The sequence below is a fragment of the Haloferax sp. Atlit-12N genome, from assembly GCF_003383095.1.
In the GTDB taxonomy this organism is placed as follows: Archaea; Halobacteriota; Halobacteria; order Halobacteriales; family Haloferacaceae; genus Haloferax.
Window position 1 is genome coordinate 572638 of record NZ_PSYW01000002.1, and the last position, 25258, is coordinate 597895.

30 protein-coding genes are annotated in these 25258 nt (G+C 66.7%); 16 read left to right on the forward strand and 14 right to left on the reverse strand.

Translation table 11 applies throughout. The annotated features are described in order from the left end of the window. The first annotated feature begins 56 nt into the window (after positions 1–56). On the forward strand, positions 57–797 hold the full coding sequence (locus tag C5B90_RS11210; RefSeq protein ID WP_115881514.1) for a DUF1405 domain-containing protein: 741 nt from the start codon (positions 57–59) through the stop codon (positions 795–797). Between the two features lie 69 nt (positions 798–866). Beyond that, entirely contained in the window at positions 867–1922 is a 1056-nt protein-coding gene (locus C5B90_RS11215) for a hypothetical protein (protein WP_115881516.1), read from the forward strand. Between the two features lie 52 nt (positions 1923–1974). Here the strand turns inward: C5B90_RS11215 and C5B90_RS11220 are convergent, their stop codons facing one another. Together C5B90_RS11220 and C5B90_RS11225 are read right to left on the reverse strand one after the other, a co-directional pair. Then, a complete protein-coding gene (locus C5B90_RS11220; RefSeq protein ID WP_148708209.1) occupies positions 1975–2223 on the reverse strand; it encodes a DUF4242 domain-containing protein in 249 nt (82 codons plus the stop codon). A 221-nt stretch (positions 2224–2444) separates the two neighbouring features. Continuing rightward, complete coding sequence (locus tag C5B90_RS11225) at positions 2445–3389, reverse strand: DUF6293 family protein (protein WP_115881519.1); 945 nt, start codon at positions 3387–3389, stop codon at positions 2445–2447. Positions 3390–3522: 133 nt separating this feature from the next. On the opposite strand from C5B90_RS11225, the gene C5B90_RS20305 reads away from it, so the two are divergent. After that, on the forward strand, positions 3523–4593 hold the full coding sequence (locus C5B90_RS20305) for a hypothetical protein (RefSeq protein ID WP_148708210.1): 1071 nt from the start codon (positions 3523–3525) through the stop codon (positions 4591–4593). Positions 4594–4656: 63 nt separating this feature from the next. Here the strand turns inward: C5B90_RS20305 and C5B90_RS11230 are convergent, their stop codons facing one another. The 8 genes from C5B90_RS11230 to C5B90_RS11265 all read right to left on the reverse strand — a co-directional run bounded on the left by C5B90_RS11230 (position 4657) and on the right by C5B90_RS11265 (position 10545). Next, a complete protein-coding gene (locus C5B90_RS11230; RefSeq protein ID WP_115881521.1) occupies positions 4657–5778 on the reverse strand; it encodes a putative sulfate/molybdate transporter in 1122 nt (373 codons plus the stop codon). Between the two features lie 116 nt (positions 5779–5894). Further along, a complete protein-coding gene (locus tag C5B90_RS11235; protein ID WP_115881523.1) occupies positions 5895–6278 on the reverse strand; it encodes a hypothetical protein in 384 nt (127 codons plus the stop codon). 74 nt (positions 6279–6352) lie between these two features. Beyond that, positions 6353–6919, reverse strand: a complete 567-nt coding sequence (locus C5B90_RS11240; protein ID WP_115881524.1) for a cysteine hydrolase family protein — start codon at positions 6917–6919, stop codon at positions 6353–6355. Between the two features lie 28 nt (positions 6920–6947). After that, on the reverse strand, positions 6948–7745 hold the full coding sequence (locus tag C5B90_RS11245; RefSeq protein ID WP_115881526.1) for a YqcI/YcgG family protein: 798 nt from the start codon (positions 7743–7745) through the stop codon (positions 6948–6950). Positions 7746–7861: 116 nt separating this feature from the next. Next, positions 7862–8371: a GNAT family N-acetyltransferase gene (locus C5B90_RS11250; RefSeq protein ID WP_115881527.1), complete on the reverse strand. Its 510-nt coding sequence runs from the start codon at positions 8369–8371 to the stop codon at positions 7862–7864. A gap of 107 nt (positions 8372–8478) precedes the next feature. Next, positions 8479–8763 (reverse strand): amphi-Trp domain-containing protein, encoded by a 285-nt coding sequence (locus tag C5B90_RS11255; RefSeq protein WP_115881529.1) that lies wholly within the window; start codon positions 8761–8763, stop codon positions 8479–8481. 67 nt (positions 8764–8830) lie between these two features. Further along, positions 8831–10330, reverse strand: coding sequence for a sodium:solute symporter (locus C5B90_RS11260; RefSeq protein WP_115881530.1), 1500 nt, complete (start codon positions 10328–10330; stop codon positions 8831–8833). Continuing rightward, positions 10330–10545, reverse strand: a complete 216-nt coding sequence (locus tag C5B90_RS11265) for a DUF3311 domain-containing protein (RefSeq protein ID WP_004975459.1) — start codon at positions 10543–10545, stop codon at positions 10330–10332. The genes C5B90_RS11260 and C5B90_RS11265 overlap by 1 nt, the downstream gene beginning before the upstream one ends. Positions 10546–10757: 212 nt before the next feature. Here C5B90_RS11265 and C5B90_RS11270 point away from each other — a divergent pair, with 212 nt between their 5' ends. Continuing rightward, positions 10758–11507, forward strand: coding sequence for a sugar phosphate isomerase/epimerase (locus C5B90_RS11270; RefSeq protein WP_115881532.1), 750 nt, complete (start codon positions 10758–10760; stop codon positions 11505–11507). Between the two features lie 213 nt (positions 11508–11720). Continuing rightward, a complete protein-coding gene (gene dnaG, locus C5B90_RS11275; RefSeq protein WP_115881534.1) occupies positions 11721–13130 on the forward strand; it encodes a DNA primase DnaG in 1410 nt (469 codons plus the stop codon). Between the two features lie 32 nt (positions 13131–13162). Here dnaG and C5B90_RS11280 read toward each other — a convergent pair whose 3' ends face one another. Together C5B90_RS11280 and C5B90_RS11285 are read right to left on the reverse strand one after the other, a co-directional pair. Then, a complete protein-coding gene (locus tag C5B90_RS11280) occupies positions 13163–13579 on the reverse strand; it encodes a GNAT family N-acetyltransferase (protein ID WP_115881536.1) in 417 nt (138 codons plus the stop codon). 16 nt (positions 13580–13595) lie between these two features. Beyond that, the gene (locus C5B90_RS11285; RefSeq protein WP_115881538.1) at positions 13596–14909 is read right to left on the reverse strand and encodes a DUF92 domain-containing protein; all 1314 of its coding nucleotides are present in this window, start codon (positions 14907–14909) and stop codon (positions 13596–13598) included. 149 nt (positions 14910–15058) lie between these two features. Here C5B90_RS11285 and C5B90_RS11290 point away from each other — a divergent pair, with 149 nt between their 5' ends. From C5B90_RS11290 to C5B90_RS11300, 3 genes are all read left to right on the forward strand, one after another. Continuing rightward, positions 15059–15667: an undecaprenyl diphosphate synthase family protein gene (locus tag C5B90_RS11290; RefSeq protein ID WP_115881540.1), complete on the forward strand. Its 609-nt coding sequence runs from the start codon at positions 15059–15061 to the stop codon at positions 15665–15667. A 77-nt stretch (positions 15668–15744) separates the two neighbouring features. Further along, positions 15745–16107 (forward strand): Rz1 protein precursor-related protein, encoded by a 363-nt coding sequence (locus C5B90_RS11295; RefSeq protein ID WP_115881541.1) that lies wholly within the window; start codon positions 15745–15747, stop codon positions 16105–16107. A 76-nt stretch (positions 16108–16183) separates the two neighbouring features. Then, positions 16184–17545 (forward strand): serpin family protein, encoded by a 1362-nt coding sequence (locus tag C5B90_RS11300; protein ID WP_115881542.1) that lies wholly within the window; start codon positions 16184–16186, stop codon positions 17543–17545. A 26-nt stretch (positions 17546–17571) separates the two neighbouring features. Here the strand turns inward: C5B90_RS11300 and uppS are convergent, their stop codons facing one another. Next, on the reverse strand, positions 17572–18501 hold the full coding sequence (gene uppS / locus C5B90_RS11305; RefSeq protein ID WP_115881543.1) for a polyprenyl diphosphate synthase: 930 nt from the start codon (positions 18499–18501) through the stop codon (positions 17572–17574). A gap of 148 nt (positions 18502–18649) precedes the next feature. On the opposite strand from uppS, the gene C5B90_RS11310 reads away from it, so the two are divergent. From C5B90_RS11310 to C5B90_RS11345, 8 genes are all read left to right on the forward strand, one after another. Beyond that, entirely contained in the window at positions 18650–19048 is a 399-nt protein-coding gene (locus C5B90_RS11310) for a DUF5778 family protein (protein ID WP_007275675.1), read from the forward strand. A 165-nt stretch (positions 19049–19213) separates the two neighbouring features. Further along, positions 19214–20275, forward strand: a complete 1062-nt coding sequence (locus C5B90_RS11315; RefSeq protein ID WP_115881544.1) for an Lrp/AsnC family transcriptional regulator — start codon at positions 19214–19216, stop codon at positions 20273–20275. 1 nt (position 20276) lies between these two features. After that, complete coding sequence (locus C5B90_RS11320; protein WP_115881545.1) at positions 20277–20924, forward strand: bifunctional precorrin-2 dehydrogenase/sirohydrochlorin ferrochelatase; 648 nt, start codon at positions 20277–20279, stop codon at positions 20922–20924. After that, positions 20921–22315, forward strand: coding sequence for a glutamyl-tRNA reductase (gene hemA, locus C5B90_RS11325; protein WP_115881546.1), 1395 nt, complete (start codon positions 20921–20923; stop codon positions 22313–22315). Before C5B90_RS11320 ends, hemA begins: the two co-directional genes overlap by 4 nt. A 61-nt stretch (positions 22316–22376) precedes the next feature. Then, positions 22377–22925: a hypothetical protein gene (locus C5B90_RS11330; protein ID WP_233511966.1), complete on the forward strand. Its 549-nt coding sequence runs from the start codon at positions 22377–22379 to the stop codon at positions 22923–22925. Positions 22926–22970: 45 nt separating this feature from the next. Further along, positions 22971–23246: a 4a-hydroxytetrahydrobiopterin dehydratase gene (locus C5B90_RS11335; RefSeq protein ID WP_115881547.1), complete on the forward strand. Its 276-nt coding sequence runs from the start codon at positions 22971–22973 to the stop codon at positions 23244–23246. Next, positions 23243–23638, forward strand: a complete 396-nt coding sequence (lwrS, locus tag C5B90_RS11340; RefSeq protein WP_115881548.1) for an LWR-salt protein — start codon at positions 23243–23245, stop codon at positions 23636–23638. Before C5B90_RS11335 ends, lwrS begins: the two co-directional genes overlap by 4 nt. A gap of 46 nt (positions 23639–23684) precedes the next feature. Next, positions 23685–24353: an HAD family hydrolase gene (locus tag C5B90_RS11345; RefSeq protein ID WP_058825684.1), complete on the forward strand. Its 669-nt coding sequence runs from the start codon at positions 23685–23687 to the stop codon at positions 24351–24353. An 81-nt stretch (positions 24354–24434) separates the two neighbouring features. On the opposite strand, the gene C5B90_RS11350 is transcribed toward C5B90_RS11345, so the two are convergent. Next, entirely contained in the window at positions 24435–25181 is a 747-nt protein-coding gene (locus C5B90_RS11350) for a response regulator (protein ID WP_115881549.1), read from the reverse strand. Positions 25182–25258: the final 77 nt, after the last annotated feature.

Below are 25258 nucleotides of genomic sequence, written 5' to 3' on the forward strand. Positions count from 1 at the left end.
CGGCCGCAGTCACCGAGACCGGCATCACTTTTGCATCCCCCCGCTTCGGCGTGAACATGGACACGGCGACCCGACTGCGCCGACTGCTCGACGACCCCCGCCGACTCTTCGCCGACGACGACCTCCCGGCGGGAACCGACCTCCCGCGGTGGCTCGCACCCCTGCCGGAGTGGCTGGAGAACTTCGGCCTCAACATCGCGTGGCTCGTGGTCGTCATCAACCTCGTCGGGACCGCCTTCGGCTTCTGGTACTACGGCTACCAGTTCAGCATCGAGCCGACCGTGATGTGGCCGTTCGTCCCCGACAGCCCCGTCGCCACGCTGTTCATCGCGCTGTCGCTCGCGCTCTGGAAACTCGGGCGGTCCAACGAGTACGTCAACGCCCTCGCGTTCTTCGGCTGTCTCAAACTCGGGCTGTGGACGCCGTACGTCCTCCTCGTGTTCAAAAGCGACTTCTCGTACCTCCACTGGGCGATGTACAACTTCCTCTTCTGGAGCCACCTCGCCATGGTCGTCGAGGCGTTTCTCATCCAGCGGTACGCCGAGTTCCCGTCTCTCGCCGTCCTCGTCGCGGTCGGCTGGTACGCCCTCAACGACCTCGTGGACTACTTCGTTCCCATCGTGGGCACGCCGCACCACACCCTCATCCCGGCCGAGCCAATCGTCGACGGGGTCGTCCAGCACGTCTCGCCCGCCCACGAGTACGCCGCGGCGGGCGCGGTCCTCCTGACGGTCGCGGCGACGTACCTCGCGCTCACGACGCGGGTCGCGAAGCTCGAACGTGGCGGCATCGACTGACCGAGAACCGACGACCCGTCGGCCGACTCGGACGTAGCCTTTTGCCTCGGCCCGCCCAACCAACGAGCCATGCGCCTCTTCGACCGCGTGGCCGACCTGCCGCTGACCGTGGAGTCCGTCTCCCGCAACCGCTTCGAGAGCGACACGTCGAGCGGCTTTCTCCGCAAGACCACGGTGTTCTCGCTCGCCGGCGACGGCGCGGTCGGGCGCGGTGAGGACGTGACGTACGACGCCGAGGACCACGACGCCCTCGCGGACGCCCCCGAGGACGCCTTCGACCTCGCCGGAAGCTACGATTCCTTCGCCGAGTTCTCCGCGGCGCTCGACAGGGTCGACCTGTTTCCGACGAAAGACCCCGAGCGCGAAACGGCCGAACACTACCGGCGCTGGGCGCTCGAATCCGCCGGCCTCGACCTCGCGCTCCGACAGGCCGGCACCGACCTCGAGTCCGCCGTCGACCGCGAGCGCGACCCGCTTCGGTTCGTCGTGAGCACCCGCCTCGGTGACCCGCCGTCGGTCGACCGCGTCGAGATGCTCCTCGACCGCGACCCCGACTGCGAGTTCAAACTCGACCCGACAACGGATTGGTACGACGAGCTTGTGGCGTCGCTCGCCGCGCACGACCGCGTCCGCATTCTCGACCTCAAGGGCCAGTACGAGGGAACCGAGGTGGACCAGGAACCCGACCCGGAACTCTACGAGCGCGTCCTGTCGGGCTTCCCCGACGCGGTCGTCGAGGACCCGGCGTTCACCGACGAGACGCGCCCGCTGTTCGACGGGCACGAGGGCCGCGTCTCGTGGGACGCGCCGATTACCGGCGTCGAATCCGTCGAAGCCCTCCCGTTCGAACCGTCGTGGCTGAACGTCAAACCCTCGCGGTTCGGCACGGTCGAGTCGCTGTTCGACACCATCGAGTACGCCGACGAACGCAAGATGTCGCTGTACGGCGGCGGCCAGTTCGAACTCGACGTGGGCCGCGACTACATCCAACTGCTCGCGTCCGTGTTCTACCCCGACGGCCCGAACGACGTGGCTCCCGGCGAGTACAACCTTCCCGAGCCGCCGGCTGGCCTGCCGACGAGTCCGCTCGTCCCGTCGGCTGAGCCGTCTGGACTGGACTTCTGAGAACCGAAAACCACACTCCAAGGAGACGCGCTGAGGGGTGCGCGCGCCGCGCTTACTCGCCTTGCTGCACTTCGAATATCTCGTCGGCGACGAGGCCGTGGGCCTCTTCGTGGACTTTCGCTCCGGCCTCCTTGTTCGGTGCCTCGAAGAGGCAGAAGACCGCGCCGTCCGTCTCGTCGACCCAGTAGTGTTTGTAGTTCACCCCGTACTTGCCCTGCGTCTCGAGGTCGGCGCGGTGGGCTTCAGCGACGTCTTTCGCACTCCCCTTTACGTTCCGGTGTACGTCCATGTATAGCGGCATGGGTGCTAGAGGATAGCATTCCAGAGCGGATAATCGTTCTTGAGTATTCATCAGAATATTCTGATATAATTGTCAGAGATTCGCTCAATCGAATTACCTCTGGATGAGCCCTCAAGAGATAGTGTCAATCTATATTTAGGAAAGTACCGCCGCGCCGACCGTGGCATCCGGTCGCCCCGGTCTAAAACGGGTCGTCCGCGGTCGCCCTCTTTCTCGACTGTTTACTCGTCGCTCGTCCGGAACTCGTCGCTGTCGGCGTGGGCGCGGACCCACAACTCGCCGATGCGGGAGAGGCGCGTCCGGTAGGATTTCCCGCGTTCTTCCTGTTCGATGTAGCCCTTGCCGCCGGGGCCGAGGCGGTCGACGTTGTAGATGACCTTCGACCGGAAGGAGTCGGTGTACTCCTCGTTCATCTCGCGGGCGAGCGCCTCCGCGAGTTCGGAGACCGACCCGAACTCGCCGTGTTCGCCGAGTTTGAACAGGATGACCTCCTCGAACGGTTTGACGTTGGAGAAGGAGGCCACCGGGAGTTCGACGATGTGGCGGCCGTCAATCTGCTTCGCGCCGATGGTCGTGCCGCGCTCGTCGAACTCCGACAGCAGGTCGGAGGTGGCGTCGAGGCGCTCGCGGATGCGGTCGGCATCGATTTCGCCGGATTCGAGGAGGTCCTGCAGGAGCGCGCGCTCGGTTCGCAGTTCCTCGGCGAGTTCCGTTTCGAGGTACTTCTCGGGGGCCGTGTAGTAGGTGTGGATGCGCTCGCGGTCGGCCTGTCGCTCGACCATGATGGAGTGGGCGGCGGTGGCGAACGCGAAGGAGACCGGCCGGGGCATCGCGCTCACGTTGACCCACACCTCGCCGGGTTCGTCGTCGTCGCCGCGGAGTTCGTCGTCGGCGTCGAGTTCGGCGTTGATGAGGTCGTACGCCTGTTCGAACGCCGCGTCGTAGTCGTACACGTCGTCGACGATGACGCGCTCGGTCTCCGCGCCGAGGAGGTTCTCGAAGTCCTTACCGAGCTTGCCCGAGAGGTTCCGCGAGTACTCGACGTTCGCCTCGCTCCCGACGGCCCCCTCGAGGAGGATGACGCGGTCCACGTCCAACTGATCGCGGATGAGCGGCGCGATGAGTCGGTCGTAGTCGAACCCGACGGGAACGATGTGCGTCTGCATACGTGGTACGGTGGTGTGGCAGTTATAAAAACTCCAAGACTGGAAATGAACGACTAATTAGACATATATGCACCATACATAATCAAAGAAAGGATGAAACAAAATGATATGGGAGAAACATAAATGACGAACGATGAGCTACAAGAGACAGGCAGAAGATTTTGCGCAGTTACTACTTATCGCAATTCGAAAAGTCATCAACGACTCTGATTTTGATTTATCCGAGTTTCCCAGGTGGTCTCGCGCGGCCAATATTCGACTGGCAGAGTTGAATAATAGTACAATAATTTTCTACGAACGTACACCAGAAGACCATGATCAGATCATTGAGTATCGAGAAGTGAAATCAGATGTAGAATTTGTATTCCCTCAGCGCGAATCTGGTTGTGAGAGTGTCATGTTTGATTTGACGAGAGATGATAACGATGAACCTGCACTCTCATCTGTTTCAAATCTCACGCTATCAATTAGCTCATCCGAACAATGTTTTACCAACACCCATCATAGTCATAACCACCTATCATTCCTTTTTCACAATGTCGTAGTACAATACGAACCAGAAGACCAGATAGAAGCGGTACGTTATGTTCCCTTTGCTCTCTTTGTGCCCTCCCAACACGTCGCAAACTTTGACAAGTTTTGGAGTGAGTGTGCCGAGCAAGTGATGAGAGCTATACTTCCTCATGAGGAGTTACCTACGGTAGAATATCGATCAGAATCAATGGCCGAGAAAGGAATTTTATCATGTGTCGATGATACTGTGATTATTCTGGGCAATTATGATGATCCATTTGAAGATGAACTCCGGCAGATTCGAGATTATCTAATTCGGCTGGGCTACGATGCCTTCTTAATAAAGGATCTTCCTGCACCAGATGAAATGTCATTAGAAGAAAAGGTGAAATTGTGGACTACTGCGTCCCGATTCTGTATTATGGTTGACAGAGACGCATCAGGCCACATCAAAGAGTATGAAATAGTGAAATCAGAACGCAAACCACTAGTGTTTCTTCGTCCAGAAGATCGGGGGTCAACGTGGATGATTGGTGATGATGAGCTTGTTGATCTAAATTATATAAAAACATTTGAGTTTTCAGGGTCACCCCTTGGCAAAACTAAAGAAGGGGTTCAGTGGGCGGAGAAGTTGCTTAAAGACCGCGGGAAAAAATATCCTGAGTTTTATCCTTGGAAAAGTTCTGAATGAGTTCATACAGTCACACCCGAAATGGCTATCAAATACCCAACTAATCCCGAGAGTCGCGTTTTCTCAAGGTAGCCCTTCATAGTCTTTCAACCGCTCCCACGCCAGCCACGCCACCACCCCGCCGACGAACGCGACGCCCAGATTCACCGCGACGCCGACGACGCCGATGGCGACCACGAGCGGGTAGCCGTCCGCGCGGGACAGACTGGTCAGACTCGTCCGCGCCAGTTGCAGGCCGATAATCGCCAAGATGACGCCGAGCATGGCGACCGGGTAGGCGGCGACCACGTCCACGGCGAACAGGGCGACGAGGACGTAGCCGACGCCGAGAATCACGTTCGCGCCGGCGGTCCGCGCGCCGAAGGCGTACTTGCCGGCGACGCCGCCGCTGCCGTGGCACATGGGAAACCCGCCGAAGGGGACCGCGAGGAGGTTCATCGCGCCCATGCTGGTGGCGAGTTCGTCTGCGGAGACGTCGCGGTCGAAGTAGTCCGCGAGTAGGACCGAGGTGGCGAGCGCGGCGTTGCCGACGGTCATCGCCAACTGGGCGATTGCGGCCTCGGCGGCCGAAAACGAGAGGGTATCGAGCGAGAGCAGTCGGGCGTCGCCGACCGAGGGGACGGTGAGGGACAGGTGTCCCACGTCGGCGAAGGCGACCGCACCACCGACCGCGAGGACCGCGAGGGCGCTCACGTTCGAGCGTCTGGTGAGGAGGGCGACGGCGGCGACGGCGACCGCGAGGCCGGCGAGCGGGAGGTCGCCCGCGCCGAGTTCGAGCCCGGTCGATAAGAGGACGAGCGCGACGCCGAACTGGACGCCGCGGACGACCGGCGCGCCGATGTAGCGACTCACGCGGCCGAGCGAGCGGGTGCGACCGATGGCGAGGAGGACGACGCCGAGGCCGAACCCGGCGAGGAGCGCCTCGCCGGTCGTGACCGTCTCGGCGAGGACGAGCGCGGCCAGCGCCTTCATCGGTTCGACCGAAAGCGGGGCCGCGTAGTACAGCCCCCAGACGACCTGAAACACGCCGAACCAGACGAGCACGACCGCCAGCGAGAGGTCGGTCAGGCGGGCGACGGCGACGACGATGGGGAGGACCGTAACCGAATCACCTACCGCGCCGGTGAACTCGTGCCACTCGAAGTCCACCACGAGTTCGTCGCCGTACGGGAAGGAGACGCCCATTTGGATGGTGATTCCGCGCCGACAGGGAAATGTATTTGCGTAATCAGGAGACGGAACGATGGTGGGGTGGTGAAACTGGTAGTAGTTACGCCCCGCTCGACCGGCGGAACCGACGCTCACTCGAACGTCGAGAGGTCGAAGTGGACGCCGCCGCGGAGGTAATCGACGCCCATGAACAGCATCACGGGGGCGAGCAGGAGCGCGAACAGTCCGCCGAAGTACGGGTCGCCACGGGGGTCGAAGACGGACGAGAGGCCGTCCACGAGTATGGCCATCCCGAAGCAGACGTAGCCCGCGCCCGCGACGACGTGCCACCGGAGCGTCGTCGCTCCGAGGGCGACCGACTCGCGGACGCCGGCGACGACCAACAGCACACCGGCGGCAGCGAACAGCGCGAACTGGACGACCGAACCCGGGTGAGAGAGCGCGCCGAGAAGCGCGAGGGCGACCGCGATGAGTAGGTCGAACACCCCGACGACGGCGAGGAATCGACGGTCCATATGCACCACTCTCACCAGTTAAATGTAAAACCACCCACAGTTTGTGGATGGGCTGTGGCGGGTGGTCCGACCGCTCACCGCGTCGTCGACAAGTCGCCCGACTCGACGACGGTGGCGAACTCCCGGTTCAGGTGCGCCAGCGCGGTTCGGTGCATCTCGTCGGCCGAAAAGCGCTCGCCATCGTAGCTCTCGCGGTCGAACGTCGCGGTCGCGTCCGCGGGGAGGTACACCTCGAAGCCGAGATTCTCGGCCATCCGGGTGGTCGTCGAGACGCAGTGGTCGGTCGTGAGGCCGCAGACGACGAGCGTCGAGTGGTCGCGCTCGCGGAGCCACGCTTCGAGGTCGGTGCCGATGAAGCCGCTGTTGACGCGCTTCGTGAACACCGGTTCGCTGTCGGCGGGTTCGGCCTCGGGTTTCCACGCGAAGCCCTCGCCGTCGCTCCGGAGCGGCGAATCGGGTTCGGTGGAGTCGTGGCGGACGTGGACCACCGGGCGGTCGGCCGCCCGCCACGCCGCGAGCAGGTCGGCGACGCGCGCCTCCATCTCGGGGTTGTTGCGGTCGCCCCACGCGGGGTTGTCGAAGCCGACCTGCATGTCGATACAGACGAGGACGGCGTCATCCGGGAGGTCGGCGGCGGTCATCGGTCGGCCCTCGAATCGGTGGCCGACATCAGTCGTCCGCCGGAGCCATCGGCACTTTCGGGTGCTCGCGAGTGATGCGAATCGGGCACTCGTCGGGCGCTTGCGACTCGTCGGACGAGAACATGTACTGCGGCCACTCGCGGTCGCCTTCGACGCCCCAGTCGCCGAGGTCGGCGTGCGGGCAGACGCCGTCGTACTCCTCGATGCGGTTCTGGATGACCTCGCGGGCCTTCTGGCCGGCCTCGGTGTCGGCGGTGATGCCGTCGAACAGCGCCCGCGGCTGGAAGGTGATTTCGAGGCCCCACGGGCAGTAGCGACTGATGCGCTCGTCGTAGAACGGCGCGCGGGTCGTCGGGAACATGGGTTCGCCGCCGAAGGAGAACTCCCACTTCGGGTCGTCGGGGCCGGTCGGGATGTCCGCCGGCCACGGTTCGGGGTCGTTGACGTGGAGGAACTGGAGGACGTGCCAGAGGTGTTCGTGGTAGTCGGCCTCGGTGAGGTCCTCCGCCGGCGGCTTGAAGAACGCGACGAGCGAGCACGCCTCGGAGTAGTCCGGGTACACGTCGAGGTATTCGAGGAGCGTGTCGCGGAGCGCCAACAGCGCGTCCTTGTCGGTCATCGAATCCACGAAGGTGTAGAGGGCGTCGCCGTTTCGCTCCGACTCGATGCCGAAGTAACACGGGAACGGCGCGCCGTCGCGGTCGTCGAGCATCGTCTCGCGGAACGTCTCGTAGTGCTTTCTCGCCCAGTCGGGGAGGTCGCCGTCGTCGAGGCGGCGGCGGAGCACGTCCTGCTCCATGAGCACTTGGTGACCCGACTCGTTCATGCGCGTCAATTGGAGTCAGCGGCTTTGAGAGTTCGGGTTCGGGGGCCGAACTCGACCCTCGAAACGGCGGGTGACGACCCGCAGCCCAGCAGTCGAAGTCGCCTTCGGCCCCGCCGTCAGAGCGGGCGGTCGAGTTTCAGATATCGCGTCTCGTAGCCCATCGACTCGTAGCACGCCCGGGCGGCGTCGTTGTCGGCGTGGACGCTCAGCGCGACCCGTTCGCACCCGCGGTCGCGGCCCCACTCGTGGGCCCGTTCGAGGAGAGCCGTGCCGACGCCCTCGCCCCGCGCCGCGGGCGCGACGTAGAGGTCTTTCACCTTGGCGACCGACCCTCGGGCGAACACCGGCGGCGACTCGGAATCGGCGACCGTGACGTAGCCGGAGAGCGAGCCCTCGTCGAGGTCCGGCCCCGAGACCGACCCCTCCGCGGCCGCGACGGCGACGAACGTCCGGGTGTCCTCGTCTTCCACCTGCTCGGTCCGGTAGTCGAGCGCCTCGGCTCGCACGTCCGCGTCCTCGGCCAGCGCGTCGTAGTCGTCGATGTCGCCCATCTCCTCGGCGAACGGGAGCCACAGGTCGTCAACCAGTGCGTCCACCTCGTCGGCCCGAAGCGGTCGAATCTGCATGAGTCACCGACGACTCGCGGCGGTGTCAAAAGAGTAACTGTATTGAGCGGTCGGTGCGGTTCGTCGTGCCGACCCCACTCGGGCCGGGGACGACCGCCCCGTCCGCTTCACTCGATTTCGAGGCCGCCGGCGTCGGCTCCGTCGTCCGCGCCCTCGTCCCACTCCAGTTCGAACTCGATGCTCAGTTCGTAGGGGCCGCCAGCGGGGCCCTCGCGCTCGGCTTTCACCTCGAACGTCGGCGACGCTGGCGGCTCCATCGTGACAGTCTGGTCGCCGGACTTCAGCGTAATCGGCTCGCCCGCGTCGAGTTTGTCTGCGACGGTGCGGAGGTACGACGCGACTTCGGCACGAGTCTGTCGGTTCTCGGACTTGAACAGCACTTCCTCTGGCATAGGGGGAGTGTTACTCGCGCAGGCAGATAAGGTTCGTTGCGGAGAAGAACGGACCGTCGCGGCGGGGTCAGTCGGCTCGGAGGCCGTCGGTGAACCGGGACTGGTTCTCCTCGGGCGCGGCGGCGGTCATCGCGGAGACGCCGACGGTCAGGACCGCGGACAGCGCCATGCCCCAGAGGGCGTAGTCCCACGTGAGATAGGTCGCGCCGAACAGCGTCATCGACCCGACTTCGATTGCGGGAACGAACACGTGCGCGAGGTAGAACGCCTGCGAGCCGAGGATGCCGGCGAACATGCCCGTTCGGGTCGTCTTCGCCCAGTAGAGCGCGACGATGACCGGCAGCGCCATCTGGGCGAACCCGCCGAAGGCGGTGTCACCGACCGAGACGAGCGTGCCGGGGCGGAACAGGCTGGCGACGAACGTGAGCGTGGCGAACAGGGCGACGCCGATGCGGGCCAGCCACGCCTCACGGGCCTCGCTCGCGTCGGGGTTGACGAACGGTCGGTAGAGGTCGCGGGTGAAGTACGACGACCCCGAGAGGAGCATCGAGTCCGACGACGACATCATCGCAGCCATCGCGCCGGCGATGACGAGCGCGGCGAACCACACCGGCGTGTACTCGTTGAGGAGGACGGGCAGGACGTTCGCGCCCTCGGGCACGGTGATACCGAGGCCGGCAGCCCACGTGCCGAGGATGAACGCGGGCACGAACAGCAGGACGACGAGGACGGGCCACAGGGCGAACGAGCGCTTGAGCACGGCGCCCGACTTGGCGACGAAGAAGCGCTGGTTTATCTGTGGGAACATCGCCACGCCGAAGGCGATGGTGACGGCCGACGAGATGATGAACTGCGGCGAGTAGAGGCCACCGCCGAGGGCGAGGAACTCGGGTTTGTTGGTCGCGAGGGCGTTCGACAGCGCCGTGGGGCCGCCGGCCGCGGTGGCGACCCAGCCGACCGCGAGCCAGACGACGCCGAGCATGAACAGCCCTTGGAGGGTGTCGGTCCACGCGACGCCCCGGAGTCCCGCGATGACGACGTAGGCAATCATGAACACCGTGATGCCAGCCGCGCCGGCCCAGTACGGGACGATTCCGTTCGTCAGGCCGACGATGGCCTCGCCCGCGCCCATCTGCTGGAGCATCACGTACGGGAACAGCCAAAACAGGCTGATACCGGCGACGACGGCGCGCAGGCGGGTCGAGCCGAAGCGGTCGCCGAGCATCTCGCCGAGGGTGACGTAGCCGTGGGCGCGGCCGACGAGCCACTGTTTGTAGCCGACGACGTACCAGAGGATGGCGAACAGCACGCCGTCCATGACGCCCATCACGAGAATCCACTCGGGGCCGGCGCGGTAGGCGAGGTCGGGGCCGCCGAAGAACGTAAACGCCGACAGGAGCGTCGCGAAGGTGGTAAACAGGAGGACGACGGTGCCGATGGAGCGACCGGCGAGGTAGTAGTCCTCCGCGTCGCGGCTGGTCAGGCGGTAGGCGAGTAAGCCGACCGCGAGCGCGACCACGAGGTACGCGCCGACGACGCCGAGTTGGATACCGAGCGCCGAGACCATCAGCGACCCTCCCCGACGATGCCGCGGTCCCACGCCGTCCGGGCGAACAGGTGGAAGACGACTGCGGTCAGCCCCATCCAGCCGATGTGCCACCAGAGCCACAGCGGCAGGCCGGCGAAGACCCTGCTGTCGCCCCAGAGGAACCACGGAACGGCGAACGTCACGAGGATTGCGAAGACGGCAACCCAGCGATAGTCGATGCGCACTCGCGTCATTCGTAGGAACGATAATCGACAATGAGGCGTAAATCTTACTCTATCGACCTACGTTGCCCCTCATTGAAGAACTATTTTCTTCAACAGGTGCGGTCGAACGACGGGAACCACCCACGGACGCGCACACGGCAGCGCCGACGCGGAAGGCGGGGTCGTTCGCGGGCGAATCGGCCGCCGGAACAGTTTCCAGCGGCGCGTGCGACCGTGGAGACATGGACTTCGGCATTCAGCTCTACTCGCTTCGCGACCTCGACGAACCGACGTCGGCGCTCGTCCGCCGCGCCGCGGACGCCGGGTTCGACGGCGTGGAGTTCGCAGGCGTCGACGACGCGGCGGCGGTCCGCGCGGCCCTCGACGATACGGGTGTCGCCGCTTCCGCGGCCCACGTTCCCATCGAGGACCTCGAAGCCGACCTCGACGCGGTCTGCGAGCGATACGGCGCACTCGGCGTCGAGACGCTCGTGGTTCCGTATCTGCCGCCCGAGGCGTTCGCCGACGCCGACGCAGTAGACGAGACCGCACACCGACTGGACGACCTGACCGCGAAGTGCGACGACCGGGGCGTCAGACTGCTCTACCACAACCACGACCACGAACTCGCCACGGTCGAGGGCGAACCCGCGCTCGACCGGTTAGCCGAGGAGTCCGGCGTCGGTTTCGAACTCGACCTCGCGTGGGTGCTCGCCGCCGGCTACGACCCCGTCACGTACCTCGACCGCTACGCCGACCGGACCCCGGTCGTCCACCTGAAGGACGTCGTTCTCGACGCCGACGCGGAGCGCGGCGGCCGACCCGTGTCGCTCGGCGAGGGCGAACTCGACATCGACCGCTGTCTCGCGGCCGCCCGCGAAGGATTCGTCGAGTGGGCCGTCGCCGAACACGACTTCCCCGAAGACCCGGCGGCGTTCTGCCGAGACGCCGGCGAGTTCGTCGGCGCGCACCGAACTGACGAGGAGGCGTGACAAATTACGCGGTCGGTCAAAACGGCGGGAGAGCGACGATTCGCCGGCGTTTCGCGGGACACGGAGTCGGAGTCGAACACTCCGCGACCGTTCGAATCGTCGGCCACGATAGATATTTCCCTCGGGCGCAACTTATATAATGACGTTCGTGGGTCCGGCCCATGACATCATCACAATCATCACATCACCACCCCCAACGGGGTGACTTCACCAATGGACGACACTGCAAAATATCTCATTCACGCTTCCATCTCCGCCGACGGGGTCGTCGAACGGAGCGACGTCGTCGGGGCCGTCTTCGGCCAGACCGAGGGCCTCCTCGGCGACGAACTCGACCTCCGCGACCTCCAACAGTCCTCCAAGGTCGGTCGGATAGACGTACAGATAGACTCGGAAAACGGCCACTCGTTCGGCCAGATGACCATCGCCAGCAGCCTCGACAAGGTCGAGACGGCCATCCTCGCGGCCTCGCTGGAGACGCTGACCCGCGTCGGACCCTGTCAGGCCGTCATCGAGGTCACGAACATCGAGGACGTGCGCGAGGCCAAGCGACGGATGGTCGTCGAGCGCGCCAAGGAACTCCTCTCGGAGTCGTTCGACGACACCGTGATGAGCTCGACCGAAATCCTCGAAGCGGTCAAAGAGAGCGTCCGCGTCGAGGACATCACCGAGTACAAGGGCCTCCCGGCCGGCCCCCGCGTCGCCGACTCGGACGCCATCATCGTCGTCGAGGGGCGCGCCGACGTCCTCACGCTCCTCCGTTACGGCATCAAAAACGCCGTCGCCGTCGAGGGGACGAACGTCCCCGACGCGGTCGCGGGGCTCACCCAAGACCGGACCGTCACGGCGTTCCTCGACGGCGACCGCGGCGGCGAGCTCATCCTGCGCGAACTCTCGCAGGTCGGCGACGTGGACTACGTCGCCTTTGCGCCCGACGGCCGGTCGGTCGAGGACCTCGACCGCGCGTCGGTCGTCCGCGCCCTCAGGAACAAGGTCCCGCTCTCGTCGCTCCCGGACGACGGTGACGGTGACTTCCGGGCCGCCGTCGCCGCCGCCAACGGGACGGGAGACGTTCCGACGGACCCTCGCACGGAGTCGCCGACGACTGACGCGTCGTCGACTCCACCCGCAGACGGCCCCGTGAACGGGCCCGCCGACGCGGTCAGCGAAGCGCCCACCGAGGGCGGAACCGGCGGTACCGTCACGGTCGGAAAGCCCACCGAAACCGCGAGCGCGGACGCCGACGCCGACGTTGACGCGAACGGCGGGGTGCTCACCGAGTCCGAGGTCGAAGCCGTCGCCGAGTCGGTCGAGCCGGCCGACCAGCGACCCTCGCTCGCCGACCACGTGCGCGAGGTCATCGCCGACGAGAGCGGCATGGCCCGGCTCCTTGACGACGACCTCGGCATCGACGACGAGGTCGCGGTCGAGAAGGTCTACGACGCCGTCGAGTACGCCGACCCCGCCCCGGCAATCGTCGTCGTCGACGGCGAGGCGAGCCAGAAACTCCTCGATATCGCGGCCCAGTGCGGCGTCGAACACGTCGTGGCGCGCTCGGCCGGCGAGTACGTCAAAAAGCCCGTCAGCGTCCGCGTCAGAACCGCGGACCAGTTCCTCGACTGAGACGGAACGCGGCCCGACGCCGGCCGAGACGGTCAGCCCTCGCTCGATTCGAGGACGAACCGTAGTCCGTCGTCGCCGTCGAACGCGTCCGGAATGCGGGCGTCCCGGCGGAATCCGAGCGCCTCGTAACAGGCACGCGCGCCGTCGTTCTCCGGATGGACCAGCAACGTGAGCGGCGCGTCTGACGCTGGCCGGGAGTCTTGGTACGCTTCGACGAGCGCGGTGGCGCGCCCCTCGCGCCGGTGGTCGGGGGAAACCGCGAGTTCGGTCAGATGCGCGCCGACGGCGAGCAGGTAGCCGACCGGCCGGTCGTCGGCGTCGACGGCGACGAGCAAGGTTCCGACGGCGGGCCACGCGTCCAAGAGGTCGGGGGAGGGATGCGAGACGAGCCGCTGGAGCGATTCGACGGCCGGCACGTCGGTGTCGTGGGCGGGGCGGACGCCCGTCACGGCCGAGTCACCCCCGTCACAGCGGAATCCAGACGAGGACCGCGCCCAGCGCGCCGGCGAACGTGGCGAGGAAATTGACCGCCTGATTGCCGAGACCGGCTCCCTCGACCGTCGCGCCGAGCAGACTGTCGACCGTCATTCCGACGAGTCCGCCGGCGAGAATCGCGAGGGCGGCCGTCTGCGCCGGCAGGGGAAGCACCAGCACGCTCACGCCGGCCACGAAGGCCGCGCCCAGCGCGCCGGCGACTTCGCCTTGCCACGTGACCGCGCCGTCGGTCCCGGCGGGAACCGGTTTGAGTGAGGTGATGAGGCGTGGCTGGTCGAACAGTCCGCCGATTTCGCTGGAGAGCGTGTCGCTCATCGCGGCGGCGGCCGACCCGGCGAACGCGAGCACGAGCAGGTCGCTGACGAACGGGTAGCCGAGCGTCTGCGCCACGGCGTAGCCGACGACGGAGACGAGCGAGACGCCCGAGTTGCCGAGGACGTTGCCGGTCCCGCGAGCGCCGTCGTTGTCCTCGGCGACGCCGCGTTCGGCCTTGCTGTCGTAGCGGAACTTGGTGGCGAGCGCGCCGACGCCGAAGAAGGAGACGAGCACGAGCGCCCAGCCGAAGCCGCCGAAGACGACCGCGAAGAGAAGCAGGAGCACGCCGGTAATCATGCCGGCGACGGAGGCCGTGCCGAGGGCGTAGGCCGCGTAGCCGAGCGCGACCGTGAGGGCGAGCGCCACGCCGGTCTGCGTCGGCGACACCGGTCCCGCGAGCACCTCGACGCCCCAGAGGACGAGCCCGATAGAGAGCATGACGAGCGGGTCGTCGCGCTCGTAGAGGACCGTCCGGAGCACCGCGCCGACGAGGCCACCGACGGCCGCGAGGAGGGTGAACCGGGCGAGAAGCACCGCGTCACCCGTCAGCGACGCGATTGCCGCCTGTCCCGCGGTGCCGGCGAGGACCGCGGCCGCGACGAAGCCCGCCGCACGAAGCGACTCGTCGGACGTTCTCGAATCCACCAGTCGCGCACCGAGGTTGCCGTATGCGAGTGTCAACACCGCGGCGGCGAACACCGACAGCGGCATCGTGACGCGCGGGACCGTCGCCAAGAGGGCGAGGCCCGTCGCGGCCAGTGCGAACCCGGCGAGCCCGTTGAGCCGGCCGTCCTGCCGGTCACCGGGCCGCGCGAACAGCTCGAAGAGGGGGCCATCGTCGACGACGAAGGCCGCCAGGAGCGCGACTGCGGCGAAGGGCGCGAACGCGGCCGCGCCGAGACTGGGGGCCGCGAGGGCCAACGTCCCGACGACCGCGAATCCGCCCGCTCGCCGTACCGTGGAAGTCACACCATCCGGTATCCCCGACGCGCACTTAACCCTCCCGACATCACCGACGACCGCACCACTGCGGGTCCGCGGGTCGGCGGCTCCCCCGGCGAGTCCCGGTTGCGATCCGAACCCGAAGCGTTAGGAGAATCGCCGCGAGAACGACTCCCGTGGGACTGTACGACTCCTACCTCGCCCTCCGATTCCGCCTCGACGACGCCGACGCTCCCGAGCACGTGGCGCTCGTCATCACCGAGCGCGACCTGCTGGAACAGGGCGCGTACGAGACGCTCGAAGCGTTCGTCGGCTGGGCGTTCGAGTTCGGTAGCGACCGCGTCACCATCTCCGTGAGCGTCCTCGACGAGGCGGTCGTCCCGACGCTCGCTCGCGAACTCCGCGACCTCGACGTTCCCCAGCGAGTAGAGGTCCGCGAGCCCGGCGACACCGAGCGCGCCGACGCCCCGGTGCAGGTCAGCATCGGTCTCGGCGGGAAACGCGAGTTCGCCTCGGTGGTGCAGTCGCTGGCCACGGAAGTCGAGGAGGGCGCGCTCGACCCCGACGACATCGATGCCGCGGACATCGAACAGCGGCTCGTGTTCCCCGACGAACCCGACTTCGTGGTCAAGACGGGCGCGGAGCGCCTGTCGGACTTCATGATTTGGCAGTCCGTGTACGCGGAACTCTACTTCACCGACGTGAACTGGCGGGACTTCAGGAAGCGGGACTACCTGCGGGCGTTGCGGGACTATCAGGACCGCCAGCGGAGATTTGGCCGGTAGGCCAAATCCCGTGGCGACGTTGCCGACACCCCTCCTCGACCGCACAGATATGTTGATTGAGTAGCAACACGGTCCCAATGCCCTCCACCTCACCCAATAGAACAGACCTGCCCCCGCCGCCATCTCCGCCCACCGAGTGGCTCAAAGACGGACACGTCCTCCTTGCGCTCTCGCTGTTACTCATCCTCTGGCTCAACCAGCCCGTCCAGCCAGACTGGCCGTGGGCGCTCGTCGGCGTCGCTGTCGTCCCGCCGTGGCTGTTCCTCGAATCGCGTTACGAGGGCTGGCGCTCGTGGGTTCCGACCGTCGCCTACGGCGGGGCGGTGCTACTGTTGGGGCCGCGGTACGAAGCCGAGTTCGTCGCCATCGTGCTCGGCCAGAGCGTCGCGTTGCTGGGTTGGTTCTGCTGGCGGGCGTTCCAGCGGCGGGTTCGCCGGTAGGGTGACCCACCGCCGTCTCTCAAACGGCTGTTTGTGCGTACAGAAGACATATTGTTAGACCGCTGAACTGTCCGACATGAACCGCCGCGAGATGTTGGCACTGTCGGGGGCGCTCGCCGCCGCGACGATAGCCGGCTGTACGGGCGACGGGCAGTCGGCCGCCGAGACCGAGACCGAGGCGACGACCACCGCGACGGCGACCACGGACGCGCCGACAGAGACCCCGAACGACGAACCGCCGACCGGCGAACCGAGCGTGGACAACGAGCAACTGGCCGCGCTCGCGGCCGGCAACGCCGAGTTCGCCCTCGACCTGCACCGACAGGTCGCGTCCGAACAGGGCGGCAACCAGTTCCTCTCGCCGTACAGCATCTCCGTCGCGCTGGCGATGACCTACGCGGGCGCTCGCGGAACGACCCGCGAACAGATGGAAGCGACGCTCCACTACACGCTCGGGGAGGACGTTCACCCCGCGTTCGCAGACCTTCAGGCGGCGCTCGAAGCACGGGAGACGGCTCGGGACCCAGTCGATGGCGGCGAAGCCGACGCCTTCCGATTGGCCGTGGCGAACGCGCTGTGGGGCCGCGAGGGGTTCGCGTTCTCGGAGGCGTTCCTCGACAGCCTCGAATCGAACTACGGGGCCGGACTCCGACGGGCCGACTTCGCCGGCGACCCGGACGGCGAGCGGGAACGAATCAACGAGTGGGTCGCCGACCAGACAGAGGGCCGAATCGAGGACCTACTTCCGGCTGGCTCCGTCACGCCCGACACGGCGCTCGTGCTCACCAACGCCATCTACTTCATGGCGCAGTGGGCGCACACGTTCGACCCCGAGGACACTGAGGACGGGACGTTCACCGCGCTGGACGGCGCCGAGTCGACGGTGCCGCTCATGCGGCAGGAACTCAAGGCGAACTACGCCGACCTCCCGAACGCGCAGGCCGTCGAACTCCCGTACGTCGGCCGGGACGTGTCGATGGTGCTTTTGCTCCCGGACGAAGGTGAGTTCGAGTCGTTCGAGCGGAGTCTGACCGCGAGCCGACTGTTCGGCGTCTTCGAGGAAATGCAAGAGAGAATCGGGGACGTCGTGCTCCCGCGGTTCGAGTTCGAGACCGAAGTCCAACTCTCGGAGGCGCTGTCGAACCTTGGGATGCCCGCCGCGTTCGGCTCAGATGCCGACTTCGGTGGAATGGCCGAGGGCGACGGGTCGGGCCTCGCCATCGACGAGGTGTTCCACAAGTCGTTCGTCTCCGTGGACGAGGAGGGGACCGAGGCCGCGGCGGCCACGGGCGTCGTCGTCGCGACCTCGCTGCCGCCGAGTTGGGGCGAACTCCGGTTCGACCGGCCGTTCCTGTTCTGCATCCGCGACAGGCCGACGGACGCGATTCTGTTCTACGGTCGCGTCGTCGACGCCGGGGCTGCGCAGGGCGACGAATAGCCGCGAAAACAGTTCGGACGGCCGACTCAGTCGGCCGTCTCGTCGGTCCGCTTCGCCAACTCGGCGGACACCTCGTCGGCACCCGACGAGGGGAGTTGCTCGCGGAGGCGACCGGCGACGGTGCGGGCGTCCTCTAACTCGACTTCGGCGACGGCCCGGACGAGCGTGACGGCGCGCTCGGTCCGGGTGCGCTGCCACGACTGCTCTCTGGACTCGTAGGTGCGGATGCCGCGCAGGAAGTCGACCTTCGAGAACTCCGGCCAGTAGGGTGCACAGAAGTAGACCGCGGCCTCGTTGCCGTTGGCGTGCCACGGCAGGAAGTTCGAGGTGCGCTCGTCGCCGCCGGGGCGGATGATGAGGTCCACGTCGCGGACGGGCTTTCTGGACAGGCGGCGGTCCACCGCCGACACGTCCACCTCGTCGGACGAGAGGTCGCCGCGGTCGACCGCTCGACAGACGTCGCGTGCGGCCCCGAGGAGTTCCGCCCGGCCGCCGTACGCGAGGGCGATGTTGAGCGTGAAGCTGTCGTAGTCGGCGGTCCGAGTCTCCGCGTACTCGACGGCGTCGCGGACCCGGTCGGGGAGCATCTCGACCTCGCCGATGGCGCGGACGGCGACCTCGCGCTCGTGGACGCGGTCGGCGTCGGCGAACTCGTAGAGTTTGTCCTCGATGAGGTCGAAGAGGGGCTGGCGCTCGTGTTCCGGCCGGTCGAAGTTCTCGGTCGAGAAGGTGTACAGCGTCAGTTCCTCGATGCCGAGTTCCTCGCACCACGTCAGCACGTCCTCGGTCGTCTGCGCGCCCGCCTTGTGGCCGTCGGGGGCGTCGTCCCCGTTCTTCCGGGCGTACCGGCGGTTGCCATCCTGGATGATGGCGACGTGGGTCGGTCCGTCGTCTATCTCCCGGTCGAGCACCCGCTCGTAGGCGCGCCGAAAGCCGCGTTGGACCCACCCGAACATGTACCGTCGGTTGCATTCCGGGGCTATGTGTCTTGTGGGTTACACCGTCACACGGTGTACCGCAGCTGGGTGGTCGCCCCAAAATGACGGGCCATCACGGCGGGCGACGAATCGCCATCCGTTTGTACCTCCCCGAGAAGACTCGGGTATGAGCGAGACCATCGACGAGGACCTCTACCAGCGGACCCTCGCGCTGCTCGAGCCCGGCGATATCGAACTCGTCGGCGCCATCGTCCACACCGACCTCACCAGCCGTGAGGACCTGGAGATGCAGGAACTGACCGTCGAAATCAACGAAGTCATCGCCGAGCACGCCGGGAAGGGCGACGCGTGGATTTACGCCGGCAACGACGACACCGACTTCTCGTCGAACCAGTTCCAGGGCCTCTCCGTCGAGGACGACGAGTTCGTCTGGGAGTGCCAACAGCTCGTCCGCGACGGCACGTTCGACCTCGTGTTCTACTACGAGGCCATCGCCGACCAGGACGCCATCGTCGAGGGACTCGAAGCGCTCGACGACGTCGACCGCGTCACGCCGGTCCCCTGACCGCGGCGACTCCTCGGCGTTCGAATCCTCCTTTTTAGTTCGCGAGCGGGGGCACTCGCTCTGTCCGCGTCGGCCGTTCACGGACGGTTCGCCGGGCGTTCGATTCTGTTCGCTGCGGTGAGAACAAGCGAGGCGTTTATCCGCCTCGCATCCCGAGTGATGCGCATGATACAGGCGGACGCGGACCTCTCTCGTCTCGACCGCGCCATCGTCAACGCCTTCCAGGGCGGCTTCCCCGTCGTCGAACGTCCCTTCGAGCCTGCGGCGGCCGCGCTGCGCGAGCGCGGGGTGGACGTGACGGCGACCGACCTCTGCGAGCGGGTTCGGACGCTCGACGAGGAGGGCGTTCTCTCCCGGTTCGGCGCGCTCGTCAACGCCGAGGAAATCGGTGGCACGGCGACGCTCGTCGCCATGCACGCGCCGCCGGAGCGATTCGACGAGGTGGCCGAGCAGGTGAACGCCCACCGCGAGGTCGCGCACAACTACGAGCGCGAGCATCCCCACCTGAACATGTGGTTCGTCGTCTCGGTCGCCGAGGCGTCGCGGGTCGAGGAGGTGCTCGGCGACATCGAGGACGAAACGGGCCAAGCGACGTACAACATGCCCAAGCGCCGCGAGTTCCACGTCGGCGCGAAGTTCCTCCTCGACGGACCCATCTCGGACGGCGACCTCGACCTCTCGCACCTCGGCCCCGACGTGGAGCCGACAGACGCGCGCACCCTGACGCCCGACGAGCGCGACCTCGTCATGGAGATTCAGGGCGGCCTGCCGATTACGGAGACGCCCTACGCCGACGTGGCCGAGGCCATCGGACAGGAGCCGGCGTGGGTCGTCGAGACTATCAAGCGGTTCAATCTTGAGGGGAAAGTCCGCCGCGTCGGCGTCATCCCGAACCACTACGCGCTCGGCTACTCGGAAAACGGGATGACGGTCTGGAACGTCCCCGACGACCTCGTGGCGGAGGTCGGCCCCAAAATCGCCTCGCTGGACTTCGTCACTCACTGTTACCGCCGGCCGCGACACGAGGGCGTCTGGCCGTACAACTTCTTCGCGATGACCCACGGCCGCTCCGAAGAAGAGAGCGAGGCCCGCATCGAACAGGTGCGCGAGGTCATGAGCGACTACTGGGACGTGGGCGACGACGACTGGGACACCCTGTTCTCGACGCGCATCCTGAAGAAGACGGGAATCAGACTGGACGAACGAGCCGAGGCGAACACGGAGTGAGATGATTCCGCTGGTCCACGACCTCTCCGACGAAACGGTCGTCGTCTTCGGCGGGGGGCCCGTCGGCGCGCGGAAGGCCCGTCGGTTCGCCCGCGAGGCGCGGACCGTCGTCGTCAGCCCCGAGTTCGCCGACCGCGACTTCGGCGACGCGGAACTCGTTCGAGCGGCTCCCGCGCCCGACGAGGTTCCCGACTGGGTCGAGCGGTTCGCCCCGGCGCTCGTCGTCGCGGCGACGGACGACGACGCAGTGAACGACGCGGTCGTCGCGGCCGCCCGAGACGCCGGCGCGCTGGTCAACCGGGCCGACCGGAGCGGCGAGCGCGACGCGGGGAGCGTGGTCGTCCCGGCCACCGTCGAGGACGGCGACGTGTCGGTCGCCATCACGACCGGCGGCGCGAGCCCCGCCCTCTCGAAGCACCTCCGAGAGCGCATCGAAGCCGAGTTGGAGGGGGCAGGCGAGATGGCCGCGTTGACCGCGGAGCTTCGCGCGGAGCTCAAGGCGTCCGACCGGTCGCCAACTGAGCGCCGTGATGCGATTCGAGCGGTTGTGCGAAACCCGTCAGTTTGGAAGGCTTTACGTACCGGCGATGCAAACCCCCGCCAAGAGGCAGCGCGCGTGATACGAGACACACAGCGAGGTGATTTATGAGAGATTCGGGCGTCATCTCCGGTGTGAGCGTCGCCCACGACCGGGCCAGCGTTCGCGAGATAGAAGCCGCTTCGAGCGACGACGTTCAGACCGTCGTCGAGCGACTTCTCACCCGCGACGGCGTCTCCGAGGCGTTCTCGCTCCAGACGTGTAACCGCGCCGAGGCGTACGTCGTCACCGACGACGCGACCGACGGCCGCCGCGCGCTCGACGACTTCGCTCCCGACGTCCGAGACGGGAGCGTCCGCCACATGGACCACGAAGAGACACTCCGCCACCTCATGCGCGTGGCGTCGGGGCTCGAATCGCTCGTCCTCGGCGAGGACCAGATTCTCGGACAGGTCAAAGCCGGCATCGAGGCCGCCCGCGAGCAGAACGCCATCGGCCCGATGCTCGAAGACGCGCTCATGAAGGCCGTCCACGTCGGCGAACGCGCCCGCGAGGAGACGGCCATCAACGAGGGTGCCGTCTCGCTCGGGAGCGCCGCCGTCAGGCTCGCCCGGGCTGAACTCGACGCCCCCATCGGCGAGGTCGAAGCCCTCGTCGTCGGGGCCGGCGAGATGGGCACGCTCGCGACGAAGGCACTCGCGTCGGTCGACGTGGGTGACCTCGTCGTCGCGAACCGGACGGTCGCCAACGCCCGCCACCTCGCCCACGAGGTTCCGGGCGTCTCGACCGCAACCGGACTGGGGGACCTCCGTGGTCGCCTCCGCGACGCCGAACTCGTCATCACGGCAACGAGCAGTCCCGAGTACGTCGTCACGCCGGACCAGTTGGACGACGCCGGCGAGACGATGCTCATCGACATCGCCCAGCCGCGGGACGTCGACCCCGCCGCCGACGACCTCGACGGCGTTCGCGTCCGCGACATCGACGATTTGGAAACGGTGACAGACCGGACCGCGGAGCGCCGCGAACGCGCCGCCCGCGAGGTCGAGGCGATGATCGACGACGAGTTCGACCGCCTGCTCGCCGCCTACAAGCGCAAGCGCGCCGACGAGGCCATCAGTTCGATGTACGAGGCCGCAGAGCACGTCAAGCGCCGCGAGGTGTCGACGGCGCTGTCGAAGCTCGAAGCCCAAGGCGACCTCACCGACGAGCAGCGCGAGACGGTCGAGTCGCTCGCGGACGCGCTCATCGGTCAAATCCTCGCCGCGCCGACCAAGAGCCTCCGCGACGCCGCCGGCGACGACGACTGGACGACCATCCAGACCGCCATGCGGCTGTTCGACCCCGGCTTCGACGACCTCGGCGCGTCGGAGTCGGCCGACCCGTCCGAGCCGTCCGGGCCGTCTATCGAGTTCTCGGGCGAGCCGCCGGAGGACCTCGACCGCGAGGCGCTCGAAGGCGAGGTGCCCCGGCGCGTCCTCGAACAGCTCTCGGACGACTGACGGCGGGCGAAGCGGCCGACCGGCGAACCTTCTTATCCGAACGCGGAGCCACTCCGCGACGATGTCACCGCCCAGACCGTCAGCGACGACTCCCGTTCGCCGCGTCCGTCCCGACGCCGACCGCCGACGAGCCGTCGTCCGCGCGTGTCCGACCGTCGGCCGACGCCTCGTGAACCGCCTCCGAGCGCGAGCCCGCCGCCGTCTCGTCGAGGCGACCCCGAGACGTCGAGTGTGCGACCTCGACGACGTCGCCCGGGCGACCGTCGTCGGAACCGTCGCCACCGTCGCGGGCGACGGGCCGGCCGTGGAACGCTGGGTCGACGACGAGAACGCGGGCAGCAACTGGCGAGGCGAGCGCACAGTCGTCGGCCGCGCGACCCGCCCGTTCGTTCTCCGAGACGCCACCGGCGAGGTCCGGGTCCGCGTCCCGCCGGCCGGAAGCGTGGTGTTCGTCGGCGACGGAGACGACGGAAACGACGGAAACGACGGAGAGACCGGCGTCGTCGCCCGCGGCGACGAGATATCGGTCACGGGGCGAGTCGCTCGCGGCCGTGGCGGGCGGCGGCTCCTGACGGGGCCGCGGTTCGTCGTCCGCGCGGTTGGGACGTGACAATCCGGCAGAATCCTTATCGGGGTGCCACCCGACGGGTTCGGCATGGCAGACCTGCTCTCGGACGATGAAATCGACGCACAACTCGGGTCGGATTGGGAACGCGACGGCGACGAAATCGTCCGCGTCTACGAGTTCGACGACTACCTCAACGGCGTGGCGTTCGCCGCCAGCGTGGGCGAGGTCGCCGAAGAGGAGTTCCACCACCCCGAAATAACGATTCGGTACCAGAAGGTCGAGGTCCGCCTCACGAGCCACGAGGAGGGCGGAATCACCGAGAAGGACCTCCGACTCGCCGACCTGTTCGACGACGAACTGTGAGCGACGAGGGGACCGCGACGCTCACCTACGTCTTCAGGGTCCGCTTCCGCCTCGATTCGGCTTCGGGCGTCGAAACCGACCCGCAGGAGTTCGAGACGACGGTCCACGTCACGCCGCCGCCGCCCGGCGAGGAGGGCTGGCTACTGTTCCGCGACGCGCTCTGGCGGGGCGAGGTGAACGACGAGCGCCACGCTCGCGACCTTGCGGCGTCGTGGCTCGATGTGCCCGTCGTCTCGTGTTCGTTCTCCGAACTCCGGGGCGACGAGGCGTCGCTGGACGCGTTCCGCGAGGCCGTCGCCGCGGACCTCGACGCGTTCAACGCCGACTCGGTCCGCGAGGTGCTCCACAAGTACTTCGGGAGCGCGATTCGCGTCGAATCGACTGATTCCTGACGCGGGGGAAGACATTTATCCACGCCTGACGTACTGTATTGTCCGAATGGTCGCCGATGACTACGATTTCTGGCTGTTCGACCTCGATGGGACCCTCGTCGATGCCGAGTGGTCGTACACGCGCGACGTGTTCGACCGCGTCGGTGACCGACTGGGCCGCCAGTTCACGGACCGCGAAGCCGAGACCATCTGGCACGGTCTCGGCGGCGCGCGCGACCCGATGCTCCGCGAGTGGGGCATCGACCCCGCCGAGTTCTGGCCCGCGTTCCACCGCGAGGAAGACCCCGCAAAGCGAGCAGAAGTGACGTACCTCCACGACGACGCCGAGCGCCTCATCGAAGAGATTCACGCCGCCGGCCGACCGGTCGGCATCGTCACGCACTGCCAACAGTTCCTGACCGACCCCGTGTTGGACCACCTCGACGTGCGCGACTGGTTCGACGCCGTCGTCTGCTGTACCGAGGAAACTGGGTGGAAACCCGACGCCGCGCCGGTGCGACGCGCTATCGGCGAACTGGGACTCGACGACCGAGTCCTGACCGACGGCGGCACCGCGGGCGTCCTCGCCGGCGACGGCGAAAGTGACATCGGGGCCGCGTGGAACGCCGGCTTGGACGGTATCCACGTCGAGCGCCACGGACCCGAACACCGCGGGCGCTGCGTGCTCGGCGAGTACCGCGTCGAGAGCTTCGACGACCTCGTTCGGTCCCGCTGAACGGGGCGATTCCGCTCGAAGCGGTGCTGCGACGGGAGCGGCAGTCCACAGACAAAGAAATCGACGCTCGGGAGAGGGCGCTCAGGATAGCGTGTGTTCGGGCGTCGGGCGGGCGAAGATATCGCCGGTGCTCGTGACGGCGACCTGAATGTCCTCGTAGGGGAACCGGACTTCGATGCCGGGACGCTCTTCGGCCTCGACGACGGGTCGAAGCAGTTCTTCGAGCGCGTCGGTGTCGATGTACTCGTACAGTGGGGTTTCGATGGCCGAGAGCCCGCCGTAGGACTCGACGGCCTCGACCACGACGATACCGAGTTCCTCGTCGCCGAGCCACTGCCCGACGAGCTCCCAGTTGTCGTCGAGGCTGAACGTGGCTTCGGCGGCCGCGTCGGCGTGTTCTTCGAGCGCCTGCGTGACCGCGGAGGCGCCGACCGCGAGCGCGGAGTCGACGCTGTCGTCGTCGACGAGGCTCCGGACCCGCTGGAGGACCGTCGCGAGGTCGCCGGGGCCCGCTTTCTGGACGTACTCGGTGACGCCGGCGGTCGAGGCGACGTCGGCGACCTCGGGCCACGATTTCGCCGTGAACAGGAGGATTGGGATCTCGGCGTGTTCTTGCCGAACGGCTTTGACGAGCGGCACCCCGTTGGGGAGCACGAGCGAGTCGCTCACGACGCAGTCGACCGACTCAACCGAGATAACGCCGAGCGCCTCGGTCGCCGACTCGGCAGTCAGAAGAGAGACGGCGTCGAGTTGGCGGAACGCGGCTTCCGAGAGGGCGAGCATCTCGGGGTCGTCGTCGACGTGTAGGACCTTCAGAGGGCGGTTCATATACCAGTTGTACACGCTACGCCGATAAAAACGTTCTACTTATTTTATACTTCAGCGGGAGATGAATATCTAAACGG

What these genes read in the sequence shown, in the direction of transcription:
- C5B90_RS11300 (WP_115881542.1), top strand. Translation starts at nt 16,184, where the DNA reads ATGAACCGCCGCGAGATGTTGGCACTGTCGGGGGCGCTCGCCGCCGCG.
- C5B90_RS11350 (WP_115881549.1), bottom strand. Translation starts at nt 25,181, where the DNA reads ATGAACCGCCCTCTGAAGGTCCTACACGTCGACGACGACCCCGAGATG.
- C5B90_RS11230 (WP_115881521.1), bottom strand. Translation starts at nt 5,778, where the DNA reads ATGGGCGTCTCCTTCCCGTACGGCGACGAACTCGTGGTGGACTTCGAG.
- C5B90_RS11225 (WP_115881519.1), bottom strand. Translation starts at nt 3,389, where the DNA reads ATGCAGACGCACATCGTTCCCGTCGGGTTCGACTACGACCGACTCATC.
- C5B90_RS11210 (WP_115881514.1), top strand. Translation starts at nt 57, where the DNA reads ATGGACACGGCGACCCGACTGCGCCGACTGCTCGACGACCCCCGCCGA.
- C5B90_RS11310 (WP_007275675.1), top strand. Translation starts at nt 18,650, where the DNA reads ATGAGCGAGACCATCGACGAGGACCTCTACCAGCGGACCCTCGCGCTG.
- C5B90_RS11265 (WP_004975459.1), bottom strand. Translation starts at nt 10,545, where the DNA reads ATGACGCGAGTGCGCATCGACTATCGCTGGGTTGCCGTCTTCGCAATC.
- C5B90_RS11260 (WP_115881530.1), bottom strand. Translation starts at nt 10,330, where the DNA reads ATGGTCTCGGCGCTCGGTATCCAACTCGGCGTCGTCGGCGCGTACCTC.
- C5B90_RS11345 (WP_058825684.1), top strand. Translation starts at nt 23,685, where the DNA reads ATGGTCGCCGATGACTACGATTTCTGGCTGTTCGACCTCGATGGGACC.
- C5B90_RS11245 (WP_115881526.1), bottom strand. Translation starts at nt 7,745, where the DNA reads ATGAACGAGTCGGGTCACCAAGTGCTCATGGAGCAGGACGTGCTCCGC.
- hemA (WP_115881546.1), top strand. Translation starts at nt 20,921, where the DNA reads ATGAGAGATTCGGGCGTCATCTCCGGTGTGAGCGTCGCCCACGACCGG.
- dnaG (WP_115881534.1), top strand. Translation starts at nt 11,721, where the DNA reads ATGGACGACACTGCAAAATATCTCATTCACGCTTCCATCTCCGCCGAC.
- C5B90_RS11295 (WP_115881541.1), top strand. Translation starts at nt 15,745, where the DNA reads ATGCCCTCCACCTCACCCAATAGAACAGACCTGCCCCCGCCGCCATCT.
- C5B90_RS11320 (WP_115881545.1), top strand. Translation starts at nt 20,277, where the DNA reads ATGATTCCGCTGGTCCACGACCTCTCCGACGAAACGGTCGTCGTCTTC.
- C5B90_RS11335 (WP_115881547.1), top strand. Translation starts at nt 22,971, where the DNA reads ATGGCAGACCTGCTCTCGGACGATGAAATCGACGCACAACTCGGGTCG.
- C5B90_RS11220 (WP_148708209.1), bottom strand. Translation starts at nt 2,223, where the DNA reads ATGCCGCTATACATGGACGTACACCGGAACGTAAAGGGGAGTGCGAAA.
- uppS (WP_115881543.1), bottom strand. Translation starts at nt 18,501, where the DNA reads ATGTTCGGGTGGGTCCAACGCGGCTTTCGGCGCGCCTACGAGCGGGTG.
- C5B90_RS11330 (WP_233511966.1), top strand. Translation starts at nt 22,377, where the DNA reads ATGTCACCGCCCAGACCGTCAGCGACGACTCCCGTTCGCCGCGTCCGT.
- C5B90_RS11270 (WP_115881532.1), top strand. Translation starts at nt 10,758, where the DNA reads ATGGACTTCGGCATTCAGCTCTACTCGCTTCGCGACCTCGACGAACCG.
- C5B90_RS11315 (WP_115881544.1), top strand. Translation starts at nt 19,214, where the DNA reads ATGATACAGGCGGACGCGGACCTCTCTCGTCTCGACCGCGCCATCGTC.
- C5B90_RS11255 (WP_115881529.1), bottom strand. Translation starts at nt 8,763, where the DNA reads ATGCCAGAGGAAGTGCTGTTCAAGTCCGAGAACCGACAGACTCGTGCC.
- C5B90_RS20305 (WP_148708210.1), top strand. Translation starts at nt 3,523, where the DNA reads ATGAGCTACAAGAGACAGGCAGAAGATTTTGCGCAGTTACTACTTATC.
- C5B90_RS11235 (WP_115881523.1), bottom strand. Translation starts at nt 6,278, where the DNA reads ATGGACCGTCGATTCCTCGCCGTCGTCGGGGTGTTCGACCTACTCATC.
- C5B90_RS11250 (WP_115881527.1), bottom strand. Translation starts at nt 8,371, where the DNA reads ATGCAGATTCGACCGCTTCGGGCCGACGAGGTGGACGCACTGGTTGAC.
- C5B90_RS11215 (WP_115881516.1), top strand. Translation starts at nt 867, where the DNA reads ATGCGCCTCTTCGACCGCGTGGCCGACCTGCCGCTGACCGTGGAGTCC.
- C5B90_RS11240 (WP_115881524.1), bottom strand. Translation starts at nt 6,919, where the DNA reads ATGACCGCCGCCGACCTCCCGGATGACGCCGTCCTCGTCTGTATCGAC.